This is a genomic window from Amycolatopsis sp. NPDC043887 (assembly GCF_056435665.1).
This window is the reverse complement of the sequence record NZ_JBWKEB010000007.1, coordinates 149,241-173,063: the sequence shown is the minus strand read 5'-3', so window position 1 is coordinate 173,063 and position 23,823 is coordinate 149,241. Positions and strand designations below refer to the sequence as shown.

Annotated in this window: 22 protein-coding genes; 7 read left to right on the top strand and 15 right to left on the bottom strand. The window is 69.0% G+C overall.

Features of this window, described 5'->3' with window-relative positions:
• The first annotated feature begins 1 nt into the window (after position 1).
• Complete coding sequence (locus tag AC069H_RS20100) at positions 2–568, top strand: helix-turn-helix domain-containing protein (protein WP_034308044.1); 567 nt, start codon at positions 2–4, stop codon at positions 566–568.
• On the opposite strand, the gene AC069H_RS20095 is transcribed toward AC069H_RS20100, so the two are convergent.
• Positions 569–1,945: an APC family permease gene (locus tag AC069H_RS20095; protein WP_478225939.1), complete on the bottom strand. Its 1,377-nt coding sequence runs from the start codon at positions 1,943–1,945 to the stop codon at positions 569–571.
• Positions 1,946–2,087: 142 nt separating this feature from the next.
• Between AC069H_RS20095 and AC069H_RS20090 the strand changes: the two genes are divergently transcribed.
• Complete coding sequence (locus AC069H_RS20090; protein ID WP_478233381.1) at positions 2,088–2,699, top strand: TetR/AcrR family transcriptional regulator; 612 nt, start codon at positions 2,088–2,090, stop codon at positions 2,697–2,699.
• Positions 2,696–3,766 (top strand): DmpA family aminopeptidase, encoded by a 1,071-nt coding sequence (locus AC069H_RS20085; RefSeq protein WP_478233380.1) that lies wholly within the window; start codon positions 2,696–2,698, stop codon positions 3,764–3,766. Before AC069H_RS20090 ends, AC069H_RS20085 begins: the two co-directional genes overlap by 4 nt.
• A gap of 309 nt (positions 3,767–4,075) precedes the next feature.
• Here AC069H_RS20085 and AC069H_RS20080 read toward each other — a convergent pair whose 3' ends face one another.
• The 3 genes from AC069H_RS20080 to AC069H_RS20070 form a co-directional block, all read right to left on the bottom strand.
• On the bottom strand, positions 4,076–6,748 hold the full coding sequence (locus tag AC069H_RS20080; protein ID WP_478233379.1) for an AfsR/SARP family transcriptional regulator: 2,673 nt from the start codon (positions 6,746–6,748) through the stop codon (positions 4,076–4,078).
• 88 nt (positions 6,749–6,836) lie between these two features.
• Positions 6,837–7,337: a peptidase inhibitor family I36 protein gene (locus AC069H_RS20075; protein ID WP_478233378.1), complete on the bottom strand. Its 501-nt coding sequence runs from the start codon at positions 7,335–7,337 to the stop codon at positions 6,837–6,839.
• Between the two features lie 123 nt (positions 7,338–7,460).
• Positions 7,461–7,877: a DUF6892 domain-containing protein gene (locus AC069H_RS20070; RefSeq protein ID WP_478225934.1), complete on the bottom strand. Its 417-nt coding sequence runs from the start codon at positions 7,875–7,877 to the stop codon at positions 7,461–7,463.
• Between the two features lie 385 nt (positions 7,878–8,262).
• Here AC069H_RS20070 and AC069H_RS20065 point away from each other — a divergent pair, with 385 nt between their 5' ends.
• Positions 8,263–9,471, top strand: coding sequence for a riboflavin synthase (locus AC069H_RS20065; RefSeq protein WP_478225933.1), 1,209 nt, complete (start codon positions 8,263–8,265; stop codon positions 9,469–9,471).
• Positions 9,471–9,896, top strand: a complete 426-nt coding sequence (locus tag AC069H_RS20060) for a PaaI family thioesterase (protein ID WP_478225932.1) — start codon at positions 9,471–9,473, stop codon at positions 9,894–9,896. The genes AC069H_RS20065 and AC069H_RS20060 overlap by 1 nt, the downstream gene beginning before the upstream one ends.
• A gap of 64 nt (positions 9,897–9,960) precedes the next feature.
• Here the strand turns inward: AC069H_RS20060 and pdxS are convergent, their stop codons facing one another.
• Together pdxS and AC069H_RS20050 are read right to left on the bottom strand one after the other, a co-directional pair.
• Positions 9,961–10,875: a pyridoxal 5'-phosphate synthase lyase subunit PdxS gene (gene pdxS / locus AC069H_RS20055; RefSeq protein ID WP_478225931.1), complete on the bottom strand. Its 915-nt coding sequence runs from the start codon at positions 10,873–10,875 to the stop codon at positions 9,961–9,963.
• A 190-nt stretch (positions 10,876–11,065) separates the two neighbouring features.
• Entirely contained in the window at positions 11,066–12,484 is a 1,419-nt protein-coding gene (locus tag AC069H_RS20050; RefSeq protein ID WP_478233377.1) for an FAD-binding oxidoreductase, read from the bottom strand.
• 164 nt (positions 12,485–12,648) lie between these two features.
• Between AC069H_RS20050 and AC069H_RS20045 the strand changes: the two genes are divergently transcribed.
• Complete coding sequence (locus AC069H_RS20045) at positions 12,649–14,757, top strand: elongation factor G-like protein EF-G2 (RefSeq protein ID WP_478233376.1); 2,109 nt, start codon at positions 12,649–12,651, stop codon at positions 14,755–14,757.
• Positions 14,758–14,827: 70 nt separating this feature from the next.
• Here AC069H_RS20045 and AC069H_RS20040 read toward each other — a convergent pair whose 3' ends face one another.
• The 6 genes from AC069H_RS20040 to AC069H_RS20015 form a co-directional block, all read right to left on the bottom strand.
• Positions 14,828–15,289 carry an XdhC family protein gene (locus AC069H_RS20040; RefSeq protein ID WP_478233375.1) on the bottom strand — a complete coding sequence of 154 codons (462 nt, stop codon included), beginning with the start codon at positions 15,287–15,289 and terminating at the stop codon, positions 14,828–14,830.
• Positions 15,290–15,301: 12 nt separating this feature from the next.
• Positions 15,302–15,784 carry an NUDIX hydrolase gene (locus AC069H_RS20035; protein WP_478225927.1) on the bottom strand — a complete coding sequence of 161 codons (483 nt, stop codon included), beginning with the start codon at positions 15,782–15,784 and terminating at the stop codon, positions 15,302–15,304.
• On the bottom strand, positions 15,781–16,926 hold the full coding sequence (locus AC069H_RS20030; protein WP_219153844.1) for a glycosyltransferase family 4 protein: 1,146 nt from the start codon (positions 16,924–16,926) through the stop codon (positions 15,781–15,783). The genes AC069H_RS20035 and AC069H_RS20030 overlap by 4 nt, the downstream gene beginning before the upstream one ends.
• Positions 16,927–16,948: 22 nt before the next feature.
• On the bottom strand, positions 16,949–17,866 hold the full coding sequence (locus tag AC069H_RS20025; RefSeq protein ID WP_478233374.1) for a phosphatidylinositol mannoside acyltransferase: 918 nt from the start codon (positions 17,864–17,866) through the stop codon (positions 16,949–16,951).
• Complete coding sequence (gene pgsA / locus AC069H_RS20020) at positions 17,863–18,504, bottom strand: phosphatidylinositol phosphate synthase (protein WP_125683102.1); 642 nt, start codon at positions 18,502–18,504, stop codon at positions 17,863–17,865. The genes AC069H_RS20025 and pgsA overlap by 4 nt, the downstream gene beginning before the upstream one ends.
• A 103-nt stretch (positions 18,505–18,607) precedes the next feature.
• On the bottom strand, positions 18,608–19,150 hold the full coding sequence (locus AC069H_RS20015) for a MarR family winged helix-turn-helix transcriptional regulator (RefSeq protein WP_478233373.1): 543 nt from the start codon (positions 19,148–19,150) through the stop codon (positions 18,608–18,610).
• A 118-nt stretch (positions 19,151–19,268) separates the two neighbouring features.
• Here AC069H_RS20015 and AC069H_RS20010 point away from each other — a divergent pair, with 118 nt between their 5' ends.
• Complete coding sequence (locus tag AC069H_RS20010) at positions 19,269–19,811, top strand: YceI family protein (protein ID WP_034307837.1); 543 nt, start codon at positions 19,269–19,271, stop codon at positions 19,809–19,811.
• A 580-nt stretch (positions 19,812–20,391) separates the two neighbouring features.
• On the opposite strand, the gene AC069H_RS20005 is transcribed toward AC069H_RS20010, so the two are convergent.
• The 3 genes from AC069H_RS20005 to AC069H_RS19995 all read right to left on the bottom strand — a co-directional run bounded on the left by AC069H_RS20005 (position 20,392) and on the right by AC069H_RS19995 (position 23,738).
• Positions 20,392–20,928 (bottom strand): HIT family protein, encoded by a 537-nt coding sequence (locus AC069H_RS20005; RefSeq protein ID WP_478233372.1) that lies wholly within the window; start codon positions 20,926–20,928, stop codon positions 20,392–20,394.
• Positions 20,925–22,943 (bottom strand): threonine--tRNA ligase, encoded by a 2,019-nt coding sequence (gene thrS / locus AC069H_RS20000; protein ID WP_478233371.1) that lies wholly within the window; start codon positions 22,941–22,943, stop codon positions 20,925–20,927. The genes AC069H_RS20005 and thrS overlap by 4 nt, the downstream gene beginning before the upstream one ends.
• A 180-nt stretch (positions 22,944–23,123) precedes the next feature.
• Positions 23,124–23,738, bottom strand: coding sequence for a malonic semialdehyde reductase (locus AC069H_RS19995; RefSeq protein ID WP_125683095.1), 615 nt, complete (start codon positions 23,736–23,738; stop codon positions 23,124–23,126).
• Positions 23,739–23,823: the final 85 nt, after the last annotated feature.

Here is a 23,823-nt window from a genome sequence, read left to right as displayed (position 1 = left end):
CATGTCCCCGACCGCGTCCGACGGCGCACCACTGGACGTCATCGCCATGTCCCTGCGCCGGGAACGCGCCCGCACCGGGCTGTCCCTCACCGAGGTCGCCAAACGCGCCGGCATCGCGAAATCCACGCTCTCGCAGCTGGAGTCCGGGACCGGGAACCCGAGCGTCGAGACGATCTGGGCGCTGTGCGTCGCGCTCGACGTCCCGTTCTCCCGTGTGGTCGAACCCGAACGCCCCCGCGTGCAGGTCATCCGCTCGGGCAGCGGGCCGACGGTGTTCGCCGAACACGCCGACTACGCCTGCACGCTGCTCAGTTCGTGCCCGCCCGGCGCCCGGCGCGACGTATACCTGATCCGCGCCGAGCCCGGGAAACCGCGACTCTCGGATCCGCATATGAGCGGCATCGTCGAGCACATCGTCCTCAGCGCGGGCCGCGCCAAGGTCGGGCCGCTGGACGAGCCGGTCGAACTGCTGCCCGGCGACTACATCTGCTACCCCGGCGACGTCCCGCATATCTTCGAGGCGCTCGAACCGGGCACGTACGGCGTGGAGATCGCCGAGTACACCTGATCAGGCGGGCTCCTCGGCCTTCTCCTCGGTGACATCGGCAAGCTTCCAGCCGCCCTTCCGCCGCAGAACCAGGACGTAGTACGCGATCGACAGCAGGGCGACGCAGGCCGTGACGATCAGGCTCGGCCGTCCCACCGCCGGGTCGAGCAGGTTCTGGTAGACCACGAACACCAGCACGGCCAGTGCCAGCACCGGCGCGACCGGGAACCACGGCATCCGGTACTCGGCGTGCGCGGTGGCGCCGGTGCGCCTTCCGACGATCGCGCCGAGACAGAGCGCCGCGTAGACCGCCACGATCGACGTGCTCGTCACCACCAGCAGCAGTTTCGGGTCGACGAAGCAGAGCAGCGCGGCGACCAGTCCGGTGCCGACGGTGGCCACCCACGGCGTCCCGAACTTCGGGTGCACCGCGGCCAGCGCCCGGTTGACCGGCCGGGGCCACGCGCGGTCGCGGCCGCTGCTGAACAGCATCCGCGAGCTGATCAGCACGATCGCCAGCACCGCGTTGATGATCGCGAGCGCGACGGTCAGCCCGAGCACCGTGTCGAGGGTTCCGCCGCCACGCGAATCGATGAAGTAGGACAGCATGTTCCCCGAGGCGAACAGCGCGTTCAGGTCGGGCGCGCCGAGCAGGACCGCGGTCACCGGGACCAGCTCGGCGAGCACGGTGATGCCCAGCGCGAGCAGGATCGCCCGGGCGATCCCCCGCGAGGCGTCCTGCGTCTCCTCGCCGAAGTACACGGCCGAGCCGTAGCCGTTGTAGGCGAAGATCGCGACCGACGTGGCGATCGCGATGGCACCGACGGTGGCCGGACCACCGTCCGAGGCGACCGGATGCGCCAGCAGATCGGCGAACGACCGCGCCGGGTTCAGCAGTCCGAGCGCGCTGACCACGATCAGCGCGAGGATCTCGATCGCCAGGAAGATCCCGGTGACCCAGGCGTTGAGCTTGATGTCGAACACGCCGACGACGGCCGCGACCACGCAGGTCACGGCGGCGATGACCGAACCGGGCACGCCGGGCAGGAGCACGCCGAGGTAGGTGCCGACGCCGAGCGCGATCACCGCGACGATGAGCACCTGCGTGATGATCATCAGACCCAGTACGGCGAACCCTGGCAAGCGGCCGAGAGTGCGGGTGACGATCGCGTACTCGCCGCCCGCCAGCGGGAACGCCGACGCGAGTTCGGCGTAGACGAAGGCCATGAAGACTCCGACCACCGCGGCCGCCACGAAGCTGTAGAAGGCGCCCGTCCCGGCACCGGAGATCACCCCCGGCGCGATGATGAACACCGACGAGGCGGGACTGATCGCGGAGAGCGTGATGAGCAGCGTGCCGAGGGTGCGCAGACCGCGGCGCAGGGCGGGAGTGGACACGGCCGACCTCCTACAAGGTAGGTTCCTTGAATCTCCTTCGAAAAACCGTTGAGCACGCATCAAAGGCCCTCCACCGTGTGACGTCAAGAGCTGATCGCGCGCAGCTCTTGTGTTTTTCGAACAAGATTCGAAGAATGAACGCATGGCGAGACCGAGCAAGGCAGCGGAGCGGCGTACCGAGTTGATCGAGGTGGCCAGACAGGCCGTCCTCGAACGCGGCGTGCTGAACCTGCGGTTGAGGGACGTCGCCGAGGGCGCGGGCCTGTCGCCGGGTTCGGTCCTGTACTACTTCCCCACCCTCACCGCTCTGCTCCAGGAGGTGCAGCGCGAGGCGGTGGCGCGGTTCTGTTCGGCGAGAGAGCAGGCCGCGGGCGCGAAGACGACCCCGTCCGGCCGGCTGCTGGCGATGATCCGCAGCGGCCTGCCCACCGGCCCTGACGACGAACTCTGCGTACTCCTCTACGAGTTGGGCACGATCGCCCGCCGTGATCCCGTGTACGCCGCACGGCACATCACGCTCTACGAGCAGCAGGTCCGGATCTACACCGGCATCCTCGAAGCGGGCGCCGCCACCGGCGAGTTCACGCTGACCGCGGACGCGGTGTCGATCGCGCGGAACCTCGTCGCACTGGAAGACGGCTACGGCCTGCACCTCACGCAGGCCGTGCCGACGCTGGAAACCGCCACCGCCGAAGCGATGCTGCTCTCCTACGCCCGCACAGCCACCTCGAACCCCTTGGAGGACCGTCCATGACCCGCGCCCGCGATCTGGGTGTCCCGCTGCCCGGCCGGACCGGCGAGCACAACGCGCTCACCGACGTCCCCGGCGTCGAGATCGGTTTCACGACCCTCGTCGAAGGCGAATCGGTGCGCACCGGCGTCACCGCCGTCCTGCCGCGCGGACGCGTGGATTTCGCCGTGCCGTGCGCGGCCGGGACGTACGCCCTCAACGGCAACGGCGAGATGACCGGCACCGCGTGGCTGGCCGAGACGGGTTCGCTGACCCTGCCGGTGCTGATCACCTCCACGCACGCCGTCGGCGCGTGCCATCGCGGCACGATCGACTGGGTGGTACGGGAACGGCCCGACGTGGCCGCCGAATGGCTGCTGCCGGTGGTCGCCGAGACCTGGGACGGCTATCTGAACGACAGCACCGCACCGACTATCCACAGTGGACACGCCATCGCCGCGATCGACGCCGCGCGCACGGGTCCGGTCAGCGAAGGTTCTGTCGGCGGCGGTACCGGGATGACCTGTTACGGCTTCAAGGGCGGAACCGGCACGGCCTCCCGCGTCGTGTCCTACGGGGACGACGAGTACACCGTGGGAACGTTGGTACAGGCCAACTTCGGCTCACGTCGCGAACTCACCGTCGCGGGCGAGCACGTCGGCGTGGAACTCGGCGCCGACAACCCGATGGAGGCGGACTGGGCGGCGCCGTCCGGCGCGGGATCGGTGATCGTGATCGTCGGTACCGACGCTCCCCTGCTGCCCGGCCAGTGCACCGCGCTCGCCCGCCGTGTCCCGCTCGGCCTCGCCCGCACCGGCACCGCGGGGTCGCACTTCTCCGGCGATCTCTTCCTGGCGTTCAGCACGGCGAATCCGGGAGCGCTCACCAGCCGGTTCCCCCGGACCGAGGAGGCCGAGTACGAAAGCCTGCGGTTCGTCCCGTGGGGCAGGCTCGACCCGTTCTTCGAGGCCGTGGTGCAGGCGACCGAAGAAGCGGTGCTGAACGCCCTGTTCGCGAACGAGGAGATGACCGGTCACCGCGGCCACCGGGTCCCCGCACTGCCGACGGGGCGGTGGCGCACCACCAATTGACAGGTAAGGCAGACGTGTCGTGATGAAGCCGGCGACAGGACCGGCACTTCAAGAACCTGGCGCGACTTGACTGTCCACAAGGGACATAGAACCAGGTTCAGGCGTCCGTTTTGGGCACTTCGCGCAGGGTCGTGAGTGGCAATGAGGGTTCTAACCCGAAACGCCACTCACGACCCCTGCACCGAACTCCGCATAGGGGAATCAATCGGACATTCGGTCGCCAGAGGCTGTCCCCTGTGGACACTCAGGCGAAGAAGCCGTTCACCGCGGAAGCTCGATCACGCCATATTCGCCTTACCGCGCAAATAGCTAGGTCCCGATCAGCACCTTCGCGGGGGCCCGCGCGAGATCCAGCCGGACCCGCGAGGCACAGATCTCGTCGGAAAGCGAGTCCAGCAGTTCTAGCGCGCGGCGCAGGCAGGACATCGCGCTCCGCCGGTCTTCGCGCCGCAAGTACAACTGGCCCCGCCTGCGCAGGATGAGCGCCGTGCGGTGCGGGTCGTTCAGCTCGGCGCACAGCCGTCCGGCTTCGTCCAGCGCCGCCTCCGCCTCGTCGAGCAGGCCGAGCTCCGCGCTCGCGACGGCGTACGAGGTATGGGCGTGCGCCATGCCGAGGACGTCACCGATCTCGCGGAAGAGCGCCAGTGCCCGCCTCGCGGTCGCGCGCGATTCCTCGGGCCGTCCGGCGGCGCGGGCGAGGACGCAGAGTCCGGTCAGCGCCCTGGCCCGCCCGGCGGAGTCGCCGATCCGCTCGCTGATCCGGCAAGACTCGGCGAGCGCCTCACCCGCCGCACTGAAGTCGTCCCGGTACAGGTCGATCTGGCCGATCCCCCTCAGCAGCGCGGCTTCCCCGCGGGCGCACCCCGACTCCCTCGCCGCGGTGAGCGCGCACCGATGGCACCGCGACCATTCCGCATACAGTCCATTGTGGTCGAAGTAAGACCCGGTCACGACGGCGAGTTCCCAGGCGAGCTCGCCCAGTCCGGCATCCGCCGCGTGCGAGACGGCGGCCTCCAGCGCGGGCAGTTCGCATCGGAACCACGAAAGCGGTTCAGTCACCAGCGTTTCGTCGAGCGAGGTCCGGGTCGCGCCGCCGGGCTCGGGCCGCAGAACGCTCCGGGACAACCGATCCGCGGCCTTCTCCGCGAGCCAGAGCCAACCGCCGAGCACCCGCTCGATCGTCTCCGCGCGTACCTGTTCCTGCTCGGCCGCGACCTGCTCGACGGCGAACGCGCGCAAGAGGTCGTGCAGGCGGTAACGGGGTGCGCCGGTGGCCCGCGGAACCGGCTGGACCATATGCCGATGCCGCAGGTCTTCGAGCGCGCGGGACGTCGCCTCTGGCTCGCCGCCGTCCGCCAGCGCCGCCGCCCAGACCGGGAAATCGGCCGAGGGCAGCAGACCGAGTCTTCGGAACTGCCGCTGCCGGTCCGGCGTCAGTTGCCGGTACCCGAGGGACAGGCTGCCGCGGACGGCCAGATCCCCGGTGCGCAGCCAGTCCAGCCGTCGCCGTTCGACGGACAGCTCGCCCGCGACGTCGGCGAGCCGCCAGCCCGCACGGTCGCCGATCCGGCTGCCGGCGATCCGCAAGGCCAGCGGGAGCCCGCCGCAATGGTCGAGAACCTGCCGGGCGGCGACGGGGTCTTCGTCGATCTCGGTGAGCTTCGAGAGCAGGGCCTCCGCGTCCTCCGGTGGCAGGAGACCGACCGGGACCTTGCGGCCGAGTTCGAGTCCGGCCAAGGAGAACCGGCTCGTGACGATCACCGCGCAGCCGCCGGACGCGGGAAGCAACGGGCGCAGCTGCGCCTCGCCGGCTGCGTCGTCCAGGACCAGCAGCACGCGACGGCCGTGGACCAGGCTGCGGAACAGGCAGGCGCATTCGTCGACGTCGGCCGGGATCTCGTCGGCGGGAACGCCGAAGGCACGCAGGAAACCGGCGAGTACGGCTTCCGGCGGCCTCGGCTCGTTCGTGGTCCCGCGCAGGGCCGCGAACAGCCGCCCGTCGGGGTAGTCGTCCGTGACCCGGTGCGCGAGCCGGATCGCCAGCGAAGACTTCCCGACCCCGCCCGCGCCGGTCAGCAGCAGCACGGGCGGGGTGTCGCGGCCGCCGTCCTTGCCCAGTTCCCCAAGCAGGTCCGCGATGAGCGCGTCCCTGCCGACGAAGTCCGGGATCCCCGGCGGCAACTGGCTCGGCACAGCGGGTTCCTGGTACGCGGGATACTCGCGGGTGGCTCTGCCCTGACCCTCACGCAGGATCTCGCACTGCAACGCGCGAATCGACGGCGAAGGCTCGACGCCGAGTTCGTCGACCAGCCTGCGGCGCCATCCGGCGTAGACGTCGAGCGCCTCGGCCACCCGGCCGGCGCGGGCGAGCGCGGTCATCAGCTGCCCGCAGACCCGTTCACGGAACGGGGCCGCGGCGAGCAGGTCACGCAGCCCGGGAACGAGCCTGTCGTGTTCGCCGAGCCCGAGTTCGGCGTCGGCCTTGTCTTCCAGCACCGAAAGGCGCTCTTCCTCCCAGTGCGCGACGACCTCGGCCGCCGCCGGGATCCCGGCGAGCACCGGCCCGCGCCAGAGTCCGAGCGCGTCCCGGAACCGTTGGGCCGCCTCGAGATGGCAGCCACGGGCCAGCAGTCCGCGACCCTGGGCGGTGAGGCAGGTGAACCGGCCGGCGTCGGTCTCCTCGGGCCCCGCGTCGAGAAGATATGCCGCCCCCCTGGTGAGAATCGGCGTTCCACCGGTCGACGCGCGCAAAGCCCTGCGAAGACCCGATATCAGACCCTGGACCTGAACTTTCGCCGAAATCGGTGGCGTCTCGCCCCAAAGCTCGTCGATTATCCGGTCGAGGGGCACCGGGCGTCCAGCCTCGATCAGCAGGAGCGCGAAGACCCGGCGCGCCTGCGGTGGGCCGAGTGGCAGGTCTGCGCCCTGCCACTCGGCCGCGGGTTCACCGAACAAACGATAGAAATGATTCTTTTCCTTCACCGTTTCTCCCCCAGTATTCGAGACACCCATTCCCGAGAGTGTCACAAATATCCGAGGGTGGCGTCCGGCATTCGAAGGAACGTCCTACTCAGCAGGCACTGGCCGAGGTGTAAATTCTCAACGAACTCGCCTGGTCGTTGTCGGCGTTGCCCACGTACGACGATCGGGCTCCCGCCTGCATGCAGCGACTGGTCCCGCTACCGATGTTGTAGTACCAGCGGGCGTCGACTCCGCGTCGGTTGTGCCAGGACGACATCTGGTCGTTGAATCCGTAATCGACCAGATTTTTCAGCCCCGGGTCCCGGAACTGCAATCGCCGTCCGCCGAAGTCGCGATGCTCGTACAGGCACACGTAGTTCGCTTGGCAGTTGCTGGCCGCGCTGGGCGACAGCGACAGAGTGGTCTCCCCACCGTTCCAGACGATCTGGTCCCCGACGACCTTCCATCCCGGAGCGAGCTTCGCCACGTCGACTCCGGCAGACTTCAGGGCGGCCGCCCCGTCTGTCGCGGCCGAAGCGGGTGTCGCGACGAGTGCCGTCGCGATCGCGGCGGCGCCCAAGGCCGCGGAAACGAACCGAAGTTTGCGCATTTGTCCTCCTTGATCCGGGCGTGCCCTCCGCACGCCGGGATCAAGGTCCCGTGATCCGCTACCCGATGCTTAAGCGGTCGAAAAGGGAACGAGGTGCGTCCGCTTAGATCCGCAGGTGACCGGTCAGACCCAGTCCGCCTCGATGCCGCGGGCGCGCAGCGTCTCCAGCGCCTCGTCGTTGCCCGTGTAGAGCAGGGTCATCGACTTCAGATGGGGAAAATGCTCGACGTCGGCGAACTCGTCGACGTCGAACAGGGAGTCTTCGCCGTCCCAGTTCGGCGCGATCTGAAGGTAGATCTCGTTGCCGCCGTCCATCTCGATCTCGGTGATCTTCTCCGCGAACTCAGCGGGGACCTCGAGCGCCGCGAAGTAGGCCAAGGCCTCAGGGACCGCCTCGACGCTGCCGGCGTCGTAGGTGAAGCCCTTCTCGGCGGCGTACTGCCCCAGGTCGAACTTCGGCAGGAGTTCCTGGTTGTACATCAGCTCTTGGACGACCGCGAGCTTGAAGTTGGGATCGGTGAACCGGATCGACTGACTCATGTCCGGACCTTATAAGCCGGCCCGTCCGCATGGTCCGAAATCGCCGAATCCCCAGCGCCCGGTGATCACGATCTCGTCCACCTGATCCCCGGCCAGTCCTGGTTGCCCGATGGGGCAAGGTCCGCCCGGTCGGATCGGCGGGACCGCCGGCCAAGCGGCCGCGGCACTGAGGGGCTCGACTCTCCTCGGCCTCGAAACCGATCCTGGCTCCGGCTATGATCGACTCGTGGTGCGATTCCACGGTGCGGCCGTACAGTCGGCCGGTTCCGCCGACGGGGTGGAACGACCCGGCGCGATTCCGGGACCAGGCGGTGACACCCCGCGTCCCCTTCGTCCGGCCGTCGCCGGACTTCCCGGGGTACGGCGTCAAATGGGGTGATGATTCATGTTCACTGGGCGAATCGGCGAGCTGGGTGCCGTCGAACAGATCAAGGGCGACGTGCTGCGTGTGCGGGCGCCGAAGAGCGCAAGCCGCGTCCGCGATGGCGGATCGGCATGCGTCAACGGGGTACGGCTCACCGTACGGCCGGTCGACGATGCCTTGGAGGCGGTGCTCTCCGCGGAAACCCGTCACAGGTCGACGTTCGACACGCTCGCGGCCGGGGACGCAGTCAACGTCGAGACGCCGCTTCAGGTCGGCGATCCGCTGGACGGCCATTTGGTACAGGGTTACGTCGACGCCGTCGGCAAAGTGATCCGGATCGACGACGAAGGCGGCTCCCGCCGGATCTGGCTCCGGCCGCCGCAGCGTTTGCTGGACAGGCTGCTCGCGAAGTCCCCGATCGCCCTCGACGGTGTCAGCGTGACCATCGCCGAGGTCCTGCGTGACCGGATCTCGGTCGTGCTGCTCCCGATGACCCGCTCGGCCACCACACTCGGCGATCTGAAAGCCGGAGACCGGGTGAATCTGGAACTCGACCTGGTCGGCCGTTTGGTCGAGAAGGCACCACCTTCGGCTGTGGGTAAGGCTTTGCCCCAGCTGCCGTGGGCCGGTCACGTCGACGGACGCGCCGGTGTGGAGAAGGTGCTGCGCCAGCTCGCCGCCGGTGGCGGTGTCGTCGTGTGGGATCCGGAGACCGAGGGCGAGGGCGACGTGATCTTCGCCGGCGCGCGGCTCCGCCCGGAGTCGTTCACCTTCCTGCTGACCAAGGTCTGCGGCTTTCCGGCGGTGCCGTGCGCGCCGGAAGTGCTGCGGCGCCTCGAGATCGCGCAGATGCCCGGCGAAGGCGACCGGCAGGGAACGGCGTGGTCGATACCGGTCGACCTGGCCACGGGAACAGGAACCGGCGTTTCCGCTGCCGAACGTGCCGCCACCGTGCGGAAGCTGGCCGCCCCGGACGCGACGGCCAAGGACTTCCTGCGTCCTGGACACGTGTTCCCGCTCGCCGCGCGGCCAGGCCTGCTCGCCGAGCGGTCCGGGCACACGGAGGCGACGGTCGCGTTGTGCACCGCCGCCGGCCTTCCCCCGGTCGGCGTGTGCTGCGAAGTGATGAACCCCGACGGCACGATGGCAGGCAGCGCCGACCTCGAAGTCGCGGCACTGCGCTGGGGAATGCCCATGGTGGATTTGGCCGACCTGAAAGCGTGGCTTTGATGACCGCACTGACCCTCGAAGACGCCCGGAAGGGCCTTGCCTCGCAACCGTTCAGCGTTCTTCTCGGGGCCCGGGTTTCCTCATTCGGTAACGGTGCCGCGACCCTGGAACTCGACATCCGCGAGGACCTGTTGCAACAGAACGGATATCTCCACGGCGGCGTACTCGCCTACGCCGCGGACAACGCGATCACCTTCGCGGCCGGGACCACACTGGGTCCGGATGTCCTCACCGGCGGCTTCAGCATCAACTATCTGCGCCCGGCACAAGGAATCCGGCTCGTGGCGGAAGCGCGGGTCCTGCACAGCGGCCGACGGCAGGCCACCTGCCGCTGCGACCTCTACGTGATCAGCCAGGACGGGACCACGACACTCAGTGCCGCGGCACAAGGCAGCGTGCTGACCAGAAACGGCCCCACCCCCTGATACACGCGGAACGGCCCGGCGCTCATCGAGGAGCGCCGGGCCGTCCCGTACAGAAGCCGAGTCTTTACCAGCCACGCTCGGAAAGGCGGTGCGGCTCGGGCACGTCGTCGACGTTGATCCCGACCATCGCTTCACCGAGACCGCGCGACACCTTCGCGATGACGTCCGGGTCGTCGTAGAAAGTGGTGGCCTTGACGATCGCCTCGGCGCGCTGCGCCGGGTTGCCGGACTTGAAGATGCCGGAGCCGACGAACACACCTTCGGCACCGAGCTGCATCATCATCGCGGCGTCGGCCGGGGTCGCGATACCGCCCGCGGTGAACAGCACGACGGGGAGCTTGCCCTTCTCCGCGACCTCCTTGACAAGGTCGTACGGGGCCTGAAGTTCCTTTGCCGCAACGTAAAGCTCGTCCTCGGGCAGCGAGGAGAGGCGACGCAGCTCCGCGCGGATCTTGCGCATGTGCGTGGTCGCGTTCGAGACGTCGCCAGTGCCGGCCTCGCCCTTGGAGCGGATCATCGCCGCGCCCTCGTTGATCCGGCGCAGCGCCTCGCCGAGGTTGGTCGCACCACAGACGAAGGGCACGGTGAAGGCCCACTTGTCGATGTGGTTCTCGTAGTCGGCCGGGGTGAGCACCTCGGACTCGTCGATGTAGTCGACGCCGAGCGACTGAAGCAACTGGGCCTCGACGAAGTGGCCGATGCGGGCCTTCGCCATGACCGGGATCGAAACGGCCTCGATGATGCCGTCGATCAGGTCCGGGTCGCTCATCCGGGCGACGCCGCCCTGCGCGCGGATGTCCGCGGGAACCCGCTCGAGCGCCATCACGGCGACAGCGCCGGCGTCCTCGGCGATCTTCGCTTGTTCGGCGGTGACCACGTCCATGATCACACCGCCCTTGAGCATCTCCGCCATCCCGCGCTTGACCCGGGCCGTGCCGGTGAGCGAGGTGCTGGCCGTGTTCGTGGAGTCGTCAGACACTGCTGGACCTTTCGGAAAGCGCACGAGGTGGGGTGACGCCTCCGAGCGTAGGCCGGTTTTGGACCTCTGAAGCAGGCCAGTTCGCGGCGATTTCAGCAGTCCACTGGGTGATCTGGCCCGCATTTGGTCCTCTGGATGCGGTACTTGCGCGCTCAAGTACCGCATCCAGAGGACCAAACGCGAACGGGAGCTAGCGGGCCAGGCCCTGTTCGAAGGCGAACAGGCCGTCCGGGTCGTACTTCCGCGCCACCCGGCGCAGGCGCGGCAGGCTGTCGCCGTAGTACGCCTTTGCCCACTCGGGCATCTCTGGGTCGATGTAGTTGACGTACCCGGCCCGCCCGTATTCGCGGCCGAGTTCGTCCCGGACCCGGCCGATCACCTGGCGCGCGTACGCCTCGCCGCCCTCCAGGCCACGGATGATCTGGACACTGCCCAGCGCGGACCGGTGCGGGAAGCACGACTCGCTCGACGGCACCCGCGCGATCGCGCCGCCGTACGCGTCCACGATCGAGTACAGATGGGGATCGCTGCTCAGCAACGTCGCGAGCGCGTCGGGGTCGGGCACCGGATGGGTCAGCATCCGCGAAGTGGCCACATATTCCCCGCGCTGCGCGACCGCGGCCGGGAAGGCGGACTCCTGCGCGTAGGTCCGCATGGTGGCCAAGTGGCCTTGCTCGGCCACTTCGCGTTTGAGCGGCTGGATGCCGACGCGGCGGACCAGATCGTCCAGCAACGGGTTCACGTGCGCGGCGGAGCCCACGAAACAGCCACCGCAGTTCGCGGCCGCGGCGCCGAGGCCCATCCCCGACCACAACTCGTCCGGCATCGCGGGCTGCCACTCCTGCCAGGCCGCGACCAAGGCCGCCAGCGCGGCCGGAGGGAAGACCAGGTTGAAGTTCGTCAGCGTCCTGGCCGCCGCCGTGCGGAAGGTGAACGACGTGACGATGCCGAAGTTGCCGCCGCCACCGCCACGCAACGCCCACAGCAGGTCCGGCGCGGTCTCCTCCGACACCGGGCGTACCTCGCCGTCCGCGCCGACGAAGCGGACAGATTCCACATTGTCGCAGGTCAGCCCGTACTTACGGGCCAAGACGCCGATCCCGCCGCCGAGGGTCAACCCGGCGATTCCGACCTGGGGACAACTGCCGGCGGGCAGCGCGCGACCCGCCGCGGCCAAGGCCTCGTACACCTGGCCGAGCCGCGCGCCCGCCCCGATCGCCGCGCGGCCGCCGGGCAGGATCTCGACCGTGTTCAGCCGGGACAGGTCGACGACCAGCCCTTTGTCCACAATGGAATAGCCGGCGTAACTGTGCCCACCGGAGCGGGCCGCGATCGAAATCCGCTGCCTGGCCGCGAAATCGACGCAGTGTCGCACGTCGTCCTCATTCGCGCAGACCGCGACACCGGCGGGCAGCCGATGGTCGTAGAGGCTGAAGAACCCGAGCCTCTTTTCGTCGTACCCGGGGTCGCCGGGCCGGACCAGCTCACCCGCCAACCGGGCGCGCAACCGTTCCCACTGACCACCGCCCCCGGGAGGCTCCGCGGGCACCGCCGCCATCACCGGGACCGCCCCCGCCAGCCGCAACACCGTTCGCCTGTCGAGCTCCATCGCTCATCCCCCACCGTCGGATTCGCCTCCGGGTGTCCGCCATCGAGCATAACGGCGCGTCGACATTCGGGGGTTCCCTCGCCGGCCGCCTTGCCGCGACGCCTCTCGCGGGTGTGTGATCGAGGACACATCTGTACGCGGCATCGTGTGGTGAGGAGACCGGCATGGCCGACAAACAGAGCAAGAACGGAGACTCCGGGGCCGCCGTCGCTGTGGACGACCCGGCGAAGGTCCGCAACGTCGTCCTGGTCGGCCCGTCGGGATCAGGCAAGACGACACTCGCCGAAGCGCTGCTCGCCGCGTCCGGCACGGTGACCCGGGCGGGCTCGGTCGTCGAGGGCACCACGGTATGCGACCACGACCCCGCGGCGGTCCGGCAGCAGCGGTCGGTCGGCCTCTCGGTCGCGCCGGTGCTGCATCACGGCCACAAGATCAACCTCATCGACACCCCCGGATACGCCGATTTCGTCGGCGAGCTGCGCGCCGGGCTTCGAGCCGCCGACGCCGCGCTGTTCGTGGTCTGCGCGGCGGAAGGCGTCGACGCGGCCACGATCGCGGTCTGGGAGGAATGCGCCGCCGTCGGCATGCCGAGGGCGGTGGTCGTCTCCCGGCTGGACCATCACCGCGCCGACCCCGAAGGCGAGATCGCGGCCTGCCAGGAGGCTTTCGGCGCCGGAGTCCTGCCGCTGTACCTGCCCTCGCGTGACGGGCTCGTCGGGCTCATCACGCGCCGCTACTTCGACTATTCGAATGGTTTCCCACCCCAGGTCGGCGAGCCGGACGAGGCCGATTTCGCCCGGATGACCGAGGCCCGCAACGAACTTATCGAAGGGGTCATCGCCGAGAGCGAGGACGAGTCACTGATGGACCGATACCTCGCCGGCGAGGAGATCGCCGAGGACACGCTGATCGCCGACCTCGAAACCGCGGTCGCCCGCGGCTCCTTCCATCCGGTGATCCCCGTGTGCGCGACCACCGGGGTGGGACTCGCCGAAATCCTCGACGGGATCGTGCGCGCCTTCCCCTCGCCGCTGGAGCACGTCCCTCCGGAGGTCACCTCCCCCACCGGCGAACCGCACGCCGGACTCCGGGCCGATCCCGACGGCCCGCTGGCGGCCGAGGTGGTCCGGACCGCTGTCGACTCCTACGTCGGCAGGGTGTCGTTGGTGCGAGTGTTCTCCGGGACGCTTCGCCCCGAACGGCCGGTGCACGTCTCGGGCCACGGGCTCGCCGAACGAGGGCACGAGGATCACGACGCCGACGAACGGGTCGCGCATCTGTACTCGCCGCTCGGAGCGAACCTGCGCGAAGTCCCGTATTGCGTCGCGGGCGACCTGTGCGCGCTCACCAAGGTCGGCTCGGCGGAAACGGGCGACACCGTTTCCTCACCGGACGATCCGCTGATCATGAAGCCCTGGGCGATGCCGGAACCGCTGCTGCCGGTCGCCGTCGTCGCGAAGACCCGCAGCGACGAAGACACTTTGGCGCGCAACCTTTCCCGGCTCGTCGCGGGTGATCCGACGCTCCGGCTGGACCGCAACGCCGAGACCAACCAGCTCGTGCTGTGGTGCATGGGCGAGGCCCACGCCGACGTCGTGCTGTCGCGGTTGCGCGCGGGAGGCGCCGACGTGGACACCGAGCCCGTCCGCATCAGCCTGCGTTCGACCTTCGCCGGTCCGGGCCACGGGCACGGACGGCACGTCAAGCAGTCCGGCGGCCATGGCCAGTTCGCCGTCTGCGACATCGAGGTCCAGCCGCTGCCGAGGGGGTCGGGCTTCGAGTTCGTGGACAAGGTCGTCGGCGGCTCGGTGCCGCACCAGTTCATCCCGAGCGTCGAAAAAGGGGTCCGGGCCCAAGCTCAGCGAGGGATCGTCGACGGCCATCCGCTGATCGACATCCGGGTGACACTCGTCGACGGCAAGGCGCACAGCGTCGACTCGTCGGACGCCGCGTTCCAGACGGCGGGCGCGCTGGCGCTGAAGGAGGCCGCCGCGGCGGGCAAGATCGCGCTGCTCGAACCGCTCGAAGAGGTGGCGATACGGCTTCCGGACGAGCATCTTGGCACCGTGCTGGGCGATCTCTCGTCCCGGCGCGGCCGCGTGCTAGGTACCGAATCAGGTGAAGGCGGACGCACGGTCATCCGCGCCGAGGTCCCCGCGGTCGAGCTCCTGCGCTACGCGATCGACCTGCGTTCGCTGACCTCGGGCACGGCGACGTTCACCCGCAGGCATGCCCGGTTCGAGCCGATGCCGGAAGGGGCGGTGGCCTACTGACGCCGCGTTTAGTCCTCTGAATGCGGTACTTGCGCATGCAAGGACCGCATTCAGAGGACTAAACGCTGGCCTACTGAAACTCGAAGCCGCCCGGTCGCCCGTTCCGGTCGGCCAGCAGACCGGCCAGGGTGGCGACGGCGATCTCGGGCGGCGTGCGTGAGCCGATGTTCAGCCCGACCGGGCGATGGACCCGGGCGATCTCGTGGTCGGGAACGTCCAATGCCTTGAGCGCGGCGACGTGCGGGCCGGCGTGGCGCGGATTGCCGAGTACGCCGACCCACCTGGTGGGGCGGTCCAGCACGGCCTTGAGGACGTCGCCGAGCTCGGGCCGGTCGTGATCGGTGACGACGACGTCGGCGTCCGGACCGAGGTCCGGCACCGTCGTGAGGGCGTCCAAGCCGTCCCCGACGTCGGTCACCCGTGCGCCGTCCGGCTCGAACAGCAACGTCTTGAAGCCGAGGTCCTTGCCGTAGCGCAGGAGGAACGACGCCACGGGCGTCGCGAACACCGCCACCAGCAGCCGCTCGCTCATGGGCTCGTCCTCCTACAGCTCGGGTTCGGCGATCTCGAAGTATTCCGGAAGCCGGGCGGTCCCCGCGAGGCCGAAGTACCGGACCTTCCGCCGCCGCCTCAAGTGCAGGGTGTCCCGGACGGCGTCGTTGTGCACGCGCCGCGCGATGACGACGCGGTGTTCGGCGTCGGTCAGCTCCTCGGCCAGCGGCGTCGGCAGGGCCGCTCGGTCGACGCGTGCCAGCCGCAACGTCAGCTCGCTTTCCTCGGCTTCGCGATCCGGCCTCGGCGCCCGCTCGGCACGCTCGGCCAGCGCGCGCAGCTCCTCGTCCCCCAGGATCGCCGCGGCCGCCCTGGCGACGACGGCGCGCCGCGCGAGGGCGGCGTCGAGCGCCGCCCAGCCCGCATCCGTCCGGACGTGCAGCCTGTCCAGCCTGTTCGCCGTCGCGAGCAGGAAAAGCCCGCCCAGTACGACGATCGCGGCCACGAGACCACCGATCCACACCCAGGTCGTCATCGGCTGAACTCACGTTCACCCGCGCCGACGCGCCGGGGATCGGCGGCGATCGCGGTCTCGTAGACCCGCAGCACCTGCGTGGTGACCACGGACCAGTCGAACATCGCGACGCGTTCCCCGGCGGCCGCCGCCAGCGACACCCGGCGGGCCGGGTCACCGAGCAGTTCGCGGAGGCCGTCGGCCAGCGCCGCGGCGTCGCCGGTCTCGGTCAGCATTCCGGCCTTGCCGTCGTCGAGCACCCGCCGGAACGAGTCCAGCCCGCTCGCCAGCACCGGCGTGCCCGCCGCCATCGCCTCGGTCAGGATCATCCCGAAACTCTCGCCGCCCGTGTTCGGCGCGCAGTAGACGTCGACGCTTCGCAGCGCCCGCGCCTTCGTCTCGTCGTCGACCTGGCCGAGCAGGTCGATATGCGGCGCCAGCTCAGGGCCGGCCTCGCGGCGGAGCTGATCGGCGTCGCCACGGCCGACGACCAGCAGGCGCAGCTCCTCGAACTCCGGCAACAGCATCCGCAACGCCTCCAGCAGTACTCCCATGCCCTTGCGGGGCTCGGTGTACCGCCCGACGAACCCGACCGTGCCTCCCGCGCGCGGGTAGCCGTCCAGCGGGAGCGCGCGGGAGAAGAAGTCGACGTCGACGCCGTTGGGCACCTCGACCGCATCGCCGCCGGCGTGTTCGACCTGGACCCTGCGGGCCAGCGCCGAAACCGCGATCCGCGCGGTGATCTTCTCCAGCAGCGGCCGCAGCACCGGCTGGAACGCCGCCAGTGTGCGCGAACGCGTCGTCGCGGTGTGGAAGGTCGCCACGATCGGGCCGTCCGCGACCTTCAGCGCCAAGAGGGAAAGACTCGGCGCGGCAGGCTCGTGCAGGTGCAGGACGTCGAAGTCACCGTCGCGGATCCACCGCCGCACCCGGGCGTAGGACACGGGGCCGAACTGCAACCGCGCGACGGAGCCGTTGTACGGGATGCCGAGCGCCTTCCCCGCCGGGACGACGAAATCCGGGACGTCGGAATCCTCGTCCGCCGGAGCGAGGACGGAGACCTGATGCCCGCGTGCCAGCAACGCCTTCGCGAGATCGATGACGTGTCCCTGCACGCCGCCCGGTACGTCGAACGAGTACGGGCAGACGATCCCGATCTTCATGACCCGCGCCTGAGCCATCGGCTCAGCTCGCTTCGCCGAGGGTAGCCTGTTCCCCGGCTTCGAAGTCGGAGAGCCAGAACTTCTGCATCATGTGCCAGTCGGCGGGATGCGCGGCGATGTCCCCGGCGAAGATGTCCGCCAGCGCCTGCGTGGCCGCCGGCACCTCGGACCGGTTCGTCACCCGGATCCGCGGATGCAGCCTGATCTGCCAGCCGTCCTCGGTGAACCAGCAGCCGGCCGGGATCAGCGCGGCACCGGTGGTGGCGGCCAGCCTGGCCGGCCCGCCCGGCATCCGGGTCTGCTCGCCGAAGAACTTGACCGGCACGCCGGAATTCGTCAGGTCCCTGTCCCCCACCAGGCAGATCGCCTTGTTCTCCCGCAGCCGCTTGAGCAGCACGCGCATCGCGGAGCTGTCGCCGGTCAGCGGGACGATCTCGAAGCCGAGCGATTCCCGGTAGGACACGAACCGCTGGTACAGCGATTCGGGTTTCAGCCGCTCCGCGACCGTGGTGAAACCGCCGAGATAGTCCGCGAGCCAGACGCCCGCGGCGTCCCAGTTCCCGCTGTGCGGCAGCGCCATCACCGCGCCGTTGCCCTCGGCGAGGGCGGCGTCGAGGTTCTCCACGCCGGTGATCGACTGGGCGACCTTGCGGCTGACCTCCTTGTGGTCCATCGAGGGCAGCCGGAACATCTCGTGCCAGTAGCGGGCGTAGGAGCGCATCGCACGGCGGGTCAGCTCGTCGAGTTCGACGCCGTCGGCCTGCGGCACCACCCTGGCGAGATTGCGCCGCAGCTGGCGGACGCCGCCGCCGTCCCGCCGGACGGCCAGATCGGCGCCCAGCCCGAAGGTCACCGCGCCCGCCGACTCCGGCAGCCAGCGCGCGAGCCGCCACCCCGCCGCGTAGCCGAAGTCACTGAGCCGCTGGGAGAACCCGCTCATGCTCCGCCCTCCGCGGCGGGTGGCCCGGCCGCTTTGGCGGCCCTCGCCGCCTTGGCCACCGCGGCCGTCCGCTGCAGCAGGGTGATCACCGAAAGCACCGCGAGGAGCCAGAGCGAGATGTCCACGGTGTACGGAACGCCCAGACCGTGCAGCCCGGTTCCCACGAGGGCGATGATCAGGCGTTCCGCGCGTTCGACGAGCCCGCCGTCCGCCTCCAGCCCGGAGGCCTCGGCGCGGGCCTTGACGTACGAGATGACCTGCGCGAGCACCAGGCAGATCAGCGCGGCGGCCGCGGCAGGGCGGTTGTCGTCGTGGACGAAGCACCACCACGCGATCGCGGCGAACAACGCGCCGTCGACCAGCCTGTCACAGGTCGCGTCGAGGACCGCCCCGAACGCCGTGCCGTACCCGCGGGCGCGGGCCATCGCGCCGTCGAGCAGGTCCAGCATCGCGAAGCCCCAGACCGTGAAGGTGCCCCACAGCAGCATGTCGTTGGGAAAGAACCCGAGCGCGCACAGCACCGCCCCGGCCGTGCCGATGACGGTCATCGCGTTCGGGGTCAGCCCGGCGCGCACGAGCACCTTCCCCATCGGGTCGGTGACGCGGGAAACGGAGGCGCGCGCGAAAATGTTGAGCATCGGTTCTTCAGGTGCACCTAAGCAGCAGGGTCGGGTGGCCTCCCGAAGCCTATCCACCCGCACCGACACTCGTCGTCGCGCCCGCCCCCGGACCGGGTTCCGGTCAGTCCGCTTTGGCCAGTTCGGCCGAGTCCTCGAGGTCCGCGAGGGTCTCTTCCCGCATCGCCAGTTCCGCCTCGGCGGCGGCGCATTTCGGCGACAGCCGCCCCAGGACGGCGGCGCTGATCTCGCCGAGCGCCTTCACCTGTTCGGGGGTCAGCGGGTCGAAGAGACTCTCGCGGACGGCCTCGACGTGCCCGGGCGCGGCCTCCTCCAGCGCGGCGAAACCCTCCGGGGTCAGCACCGCCCAGGAACCGCGCTTGTCGGTGGGACACGACTCACGGCGGACCCAGCCGTTCGCCTCGAGCCGCGCGACCGCGTGCGAGAGCCTGCTGCGCGACGCTTTCCGTGCGTCGGCCAGTTCGCTCATCCGTAGCCGCCGGTCCGGCGCCTCGGACAGGGCGACGAGCACTTCGTAGTACGTGTGGGGCATGCCCGCCTCGTGCTGAAGCTGGCCCTCCAGGTGCGCTTGCAGCATTCGCGTGGCCGCGGAGAAGTCGCGCCAGACTTTTTGCTCCTCGTCGGAGAGCCATCGGGGTTCGGACATGCCACCCATTCTACCCCTGGTTGAACGCTCAACCAAATTGCGCTACAGTCATGGTTGAGCGCTCAACCAGACGAGGGTTCACCACGAACGCACCCAGACTTTTTGGAGATCGACTCTCATGACCACCACCGAGATCCCGGGCTACGTCGCAGGCAAGTGGACGATCGACACCGCCCACTCCGACATCGCCTACACCGTGAAGCACCTCGGCCTGGCGAAGTCCCGGGGCAACTTCACCGCCTTCACCGGTGAGGTCGTCACCGCCGACAACATCCTCGACTCGTCGGTCACCGTCGAGATCGACGCCTCGTCGGTCGCCAGCGGTGTCGACGGGCGCGACACGCACCTCAAGTCCGAGGACTTCTTCCACGTCGACGAGCACCCGGTCATCACGTTCCGCTCGACCGGCATCCGCGAGGACGGCGGCGACTACGTCATCGACGGCGAGCTCACCTGGCGCGGCAAGACCGTCCCGGTCTCGCTCGAGGCCGAGTTCAACGGCATCGGCACCAACCCGGCCAACGACAACGCCACCACCCTCGGCGTCTCGGCCACCGCGACCGTGAACCGTCGCGACTTCGGCATCGGCCCGGAGGGCAACGCCTTCCTGTCGGAGAAGGTCAAGATCGACATCGAGCTGCAGGCCGCGCTCAACGCCTGAAGCCCACCCGTTCCGGGTGACCACGGCGGCACGTGAGGACCACGGCGGACCGTGTCGTGAGTGGCGATTCGGGTTATTGAGGGGTACGGCAAACGTGCCGGGCGCGGTGGGCGGACAGCTCGCGGCCTTTCGCGACATGTACCCAGGCCGTGAGGCTCACCAACGCGTAGTGAAGGCCTCCTTCCCTACCCTGAGGGTAGGGAAGGAGGCCTTCACTACCGCCTGCGCCGACCTCTCGCACTACCCATCCCCGCTGACGTTGCAAAAGTGGCTTTCGCAACCTGCCCCCTTGCCCTACTCCTGAATAGAACCCTACTTGCCACTGACGACCCCCTCGCCAAACCGGGCACATGGGCCTTGAAGCAGACATTTCATCGCCGGAAAGCGTCCCTTGTGGACACTCAGAGCGCAGCTGACTCCTGCCGGCCAGTCCAGAACCACGCCGCGAAGGCCGCTTCTCTGCCCTTGACCCAGCGAAGGGGCGCCACCCAGGGACCCACCCGCTTCCGCCCAAGTACATGAAGGCCCCCTTCCTCGCGTCTGGCGCAAGGAAGGGGGCCTTCATGTACTTAAGATCGATCTACCAGGCACCCGAAAGCAGTTGCCGCGTCTCCCCCAGCAACTGCGGCAGCACCTTCGTATGCCCGATCACCGGCATGAAGTTCGCGTCGCCGCCCCACCTCGGCACCACGTGCTGGTGCAGGTGCGCGGCGATCCCCGCGCCGGCGATCACGCCCTGGTTCATCCCGATGTTGAACCCGTGCGCCGACGAAACCTCCCGGATGACCCGCATCGCGTGCTGGGTGAACTCCGCCACCTCGACGGTCTCTTCCGCCGTCAGATCCGTGTAGTCCGCGACATGGCGGTACGGCACGGCCATCAGATGGCCCGGGTTGTACGGGTACAGGTTCAGCACCACGTACACGGTCTTCCCGCGCGCGACGATCAGCGCGTCCTCGTCGCTCTTCTCGGGGAGATGACAGAACGGGCAGCCCTCGTCGGGTTTCTTGGACCCCTGCACGTAGGCGAGCCGATGCGGGGTCCACAGGCGCTGCAACGCGTCCGGGACCCCCACACCGTCCTGTCCGACGACTTCAGGGCCATCGGGGCCCGTCACCGGAGTACCGCCTCCAAGCCCGCCACGGTCGGCGAAGCGTTCTCGCGGCGCTGGACCCAGCCGGCGATCGCCTCGACCGCGTCGGCCACCGGGACGCCGTTGATCTGGCCGCCGTCACGGAACCGGAACGACACCGCGCCCGCCTCGACGTCCTTCGCGCCCGCCAGGAGCATGAAGGGCACCTTCTGCGTGGTGTGGGTGCGGATCTTCTTCTGCATCCGGTCGTCGCTCGCGTCGACGTTGGCCCGGATCCCCTTGGCCCGCAGCGCCTTCTCGACCCCGCGCAGGTGCTCGACCTGGTCCTCGGTGATCGGGATGCCGACCACCTGGACGGGCGACAGCCACGCCGGGAACGCGCCGGCGTAGTGCTCGGTCAGCACGCCGAAGAACCGCTCGATCGAACCGAACAGCGCGCGGTGGATCATCACCGGACGCTGACGGCTGCCGTCGGCGGCGGTGTACTCCAGTTCGAACTTCTCGGGCAGCATGAAGTCCAGCTGAATGGTCGACATCTGCCAGGTGCGGCCCAGCGCGTCCTTCGCCTGCACGGAGATCTTCGGCCCGTAGAAGGCGGCGCCACCGGGATCCGGCACGAGCTCCAGGCCGGAGTCCACGGCGGCGGTGCGCAGCACCTCGGTCGCCTCGGCCCAGACCTCTTCGGAACCGATGTACTTCTCTTCGTTCCGAGTGGACAGTTCGAGGTAGAAGTCGTCGAGACCGTAGTCGCGCAACAGGTTCAGCACGAAGTCCAAAAGGGACTTCAGCTCACCGGGCACCTGCTCGAGGGTGCAGAAGATGTGCGCGTCGTCCTGCGTCATGCCGCGCACGCGGGTCAGGCCGTGGATCACGCCGGACTTCTCGTAGCGGTACACGGAGCCGAACTCGAACATCCGCAGCGGCAGTTCCCGGTAGGAACGCCCGCGCGAACGGAAGATCAGGTCGTGGAACGGGCAGTTCATCGGCTTGAGGTAGTAGTCCTGGCCGGGTTTGCGGACCGAACCGTCCTCGTTGTGCTCGGCGTCGAGGTGCATCGCCGGGTACATGCCGTCGCGGTACCAGTCGAGGTGACCGGAGGTCTCGAACAGCGCGCCCTTGGTGATGTGCGGCGAGTAGACGAAGTCGTACCCGGCTTCGACGTGCCGCTGGCGCGAGTAGTTCTCCATCTCCTGCCGGATGATCCCGCCCTTGGGGTGGAACACCGGCAGCCCCGAGCCGATCTCGTCGGGGAAGGAGAACAGGTCCAGCTCGACACCGAGCTTGCGGTGGTCGCGCCGCTCGGCCTCGGCGAGGCGCTCCAGGTAGACGTCCTGCGCCTCGGTGGATTCCCACGCGGTGCCGTAGATCCGCTGCAGCTGCGGATTCTTGTCGTCGCCGCGCCAGTACGCGGCGGCGACGCGGGTGAGCTTGAACGCCGGGATGAACTTGGTGGTCGGCACGTGCGGGCCGCGGCAGAGGTCGCTCCACACGCGCTCCTTGGTGCGCGGGTCGAGGTTGTCGTAGATGGTCAGCTCGCCGCCGCCGACCTCCATCACTTCGGAGGTGTCCACATCGGACTTGATGTCGACCAGTTCGAGCTTGAACGGCTCGTCGGCGAGTTCCTTCTTCGCCTCGTCGACCGAGTCGAAGACGCGACGGGAGAACTGCTGCGCGCCCTTCACGATCTGCTTCATGCGCTTTTCGAGCGCCTGCAGGTCTTCCGGGGTGAACGGGGTGTCGACGGCGAAGTCGTAGTAGAAGCCGTCCTTGACCGGCGGCCCGATGCCGAGCTTGGCCTGCGGGAACTGCTGCTGCACGGCCTGGGCGAGCACGTGGGCGGCCGAGTGGCGGATGACGCTGCGGCCGTCCTCGGTGTTCGCCGCGACGGCTTCGACCTCGGCCTCGGACTCCGGGGCCCAGGAGAGGTCGCGGAGGTTCCCCTCGGCGTCGCGCACGACGACGATCGTGTCCGGCCCCTTGGTCGGCAGCCCGGCTTCGCGGACCGCGGTGCCCGCCGTAGTGCCCGCCGGTACCACCACGCGAGGGGCGGTTGCGGCTGCTACTGACGACGGCTGGGACACGATGGACTCCTTAGTTCAATCAACTCGGATATGCGTGATGCTAGTCGTCACCCGAGACAGGGTTCACACGCATTACCCCTAACAGCACGAAGGCCTCCTTCCCATCGGAAGAAGGCCTTCGCGTGTCGAGGAACGAGGTCAGACGGTCTCGACGACCTCGTCGAAGTCCAGCCGCGGCAGGCGGTCGAACCAGGGGTTGTCGCCCGGCTTGCCGACGTTGATCACGACGAGGGACTTCCACGGCTTGTCCGCGAAGAACTCCTTGTCGATGCCCTCGGCGTCGAAGCCGGTCATCGGTCCGGCGGCCAGGCCGGCGGCGCGGACACCGATGATGAAGTAGCCGACCTGCAGCAGCGCGTTGAGCTTGGCGGTCTCGACGCGGCCCGCCTCGTCGGCGAACAGGTCCTTGGCGCCCGGGAAGTGCGGGAACGTGCGCGGCAGGTTCTCGTGGAACTCGGTGTCGGCGGCCAGCACGACGGTCACGGGCGCGGCCTCGGTCTTGGCACGGTTGCCCTCGGACATCAGCGGGGCGAGGCGCTTCTTGCCCTCTTCGGTGCGGATCACCAGCGCACGCAGCGGCTGATTGTTCATCGACGTCGGGGCCCATTTGACCAGCTCGTAGATCGCGCGGATCTGCTCGTCGGTCACCGGCTCGTCGCTGAAGCTGTTCGCGGTGCGGGCCTCGCGGAACAACAGGTCCTGAACGTCCTGCGGGAGGTTCAAGGCTTCGGTCGGCTCAACGCTGGTGGTCATGGGTGGATCTTCCTTCCGTACGCGTCCTGTACCCATCCCAACCTAGTTGAGCGCTGAACTATTTCTCGCTCAACTATCTCTGCGC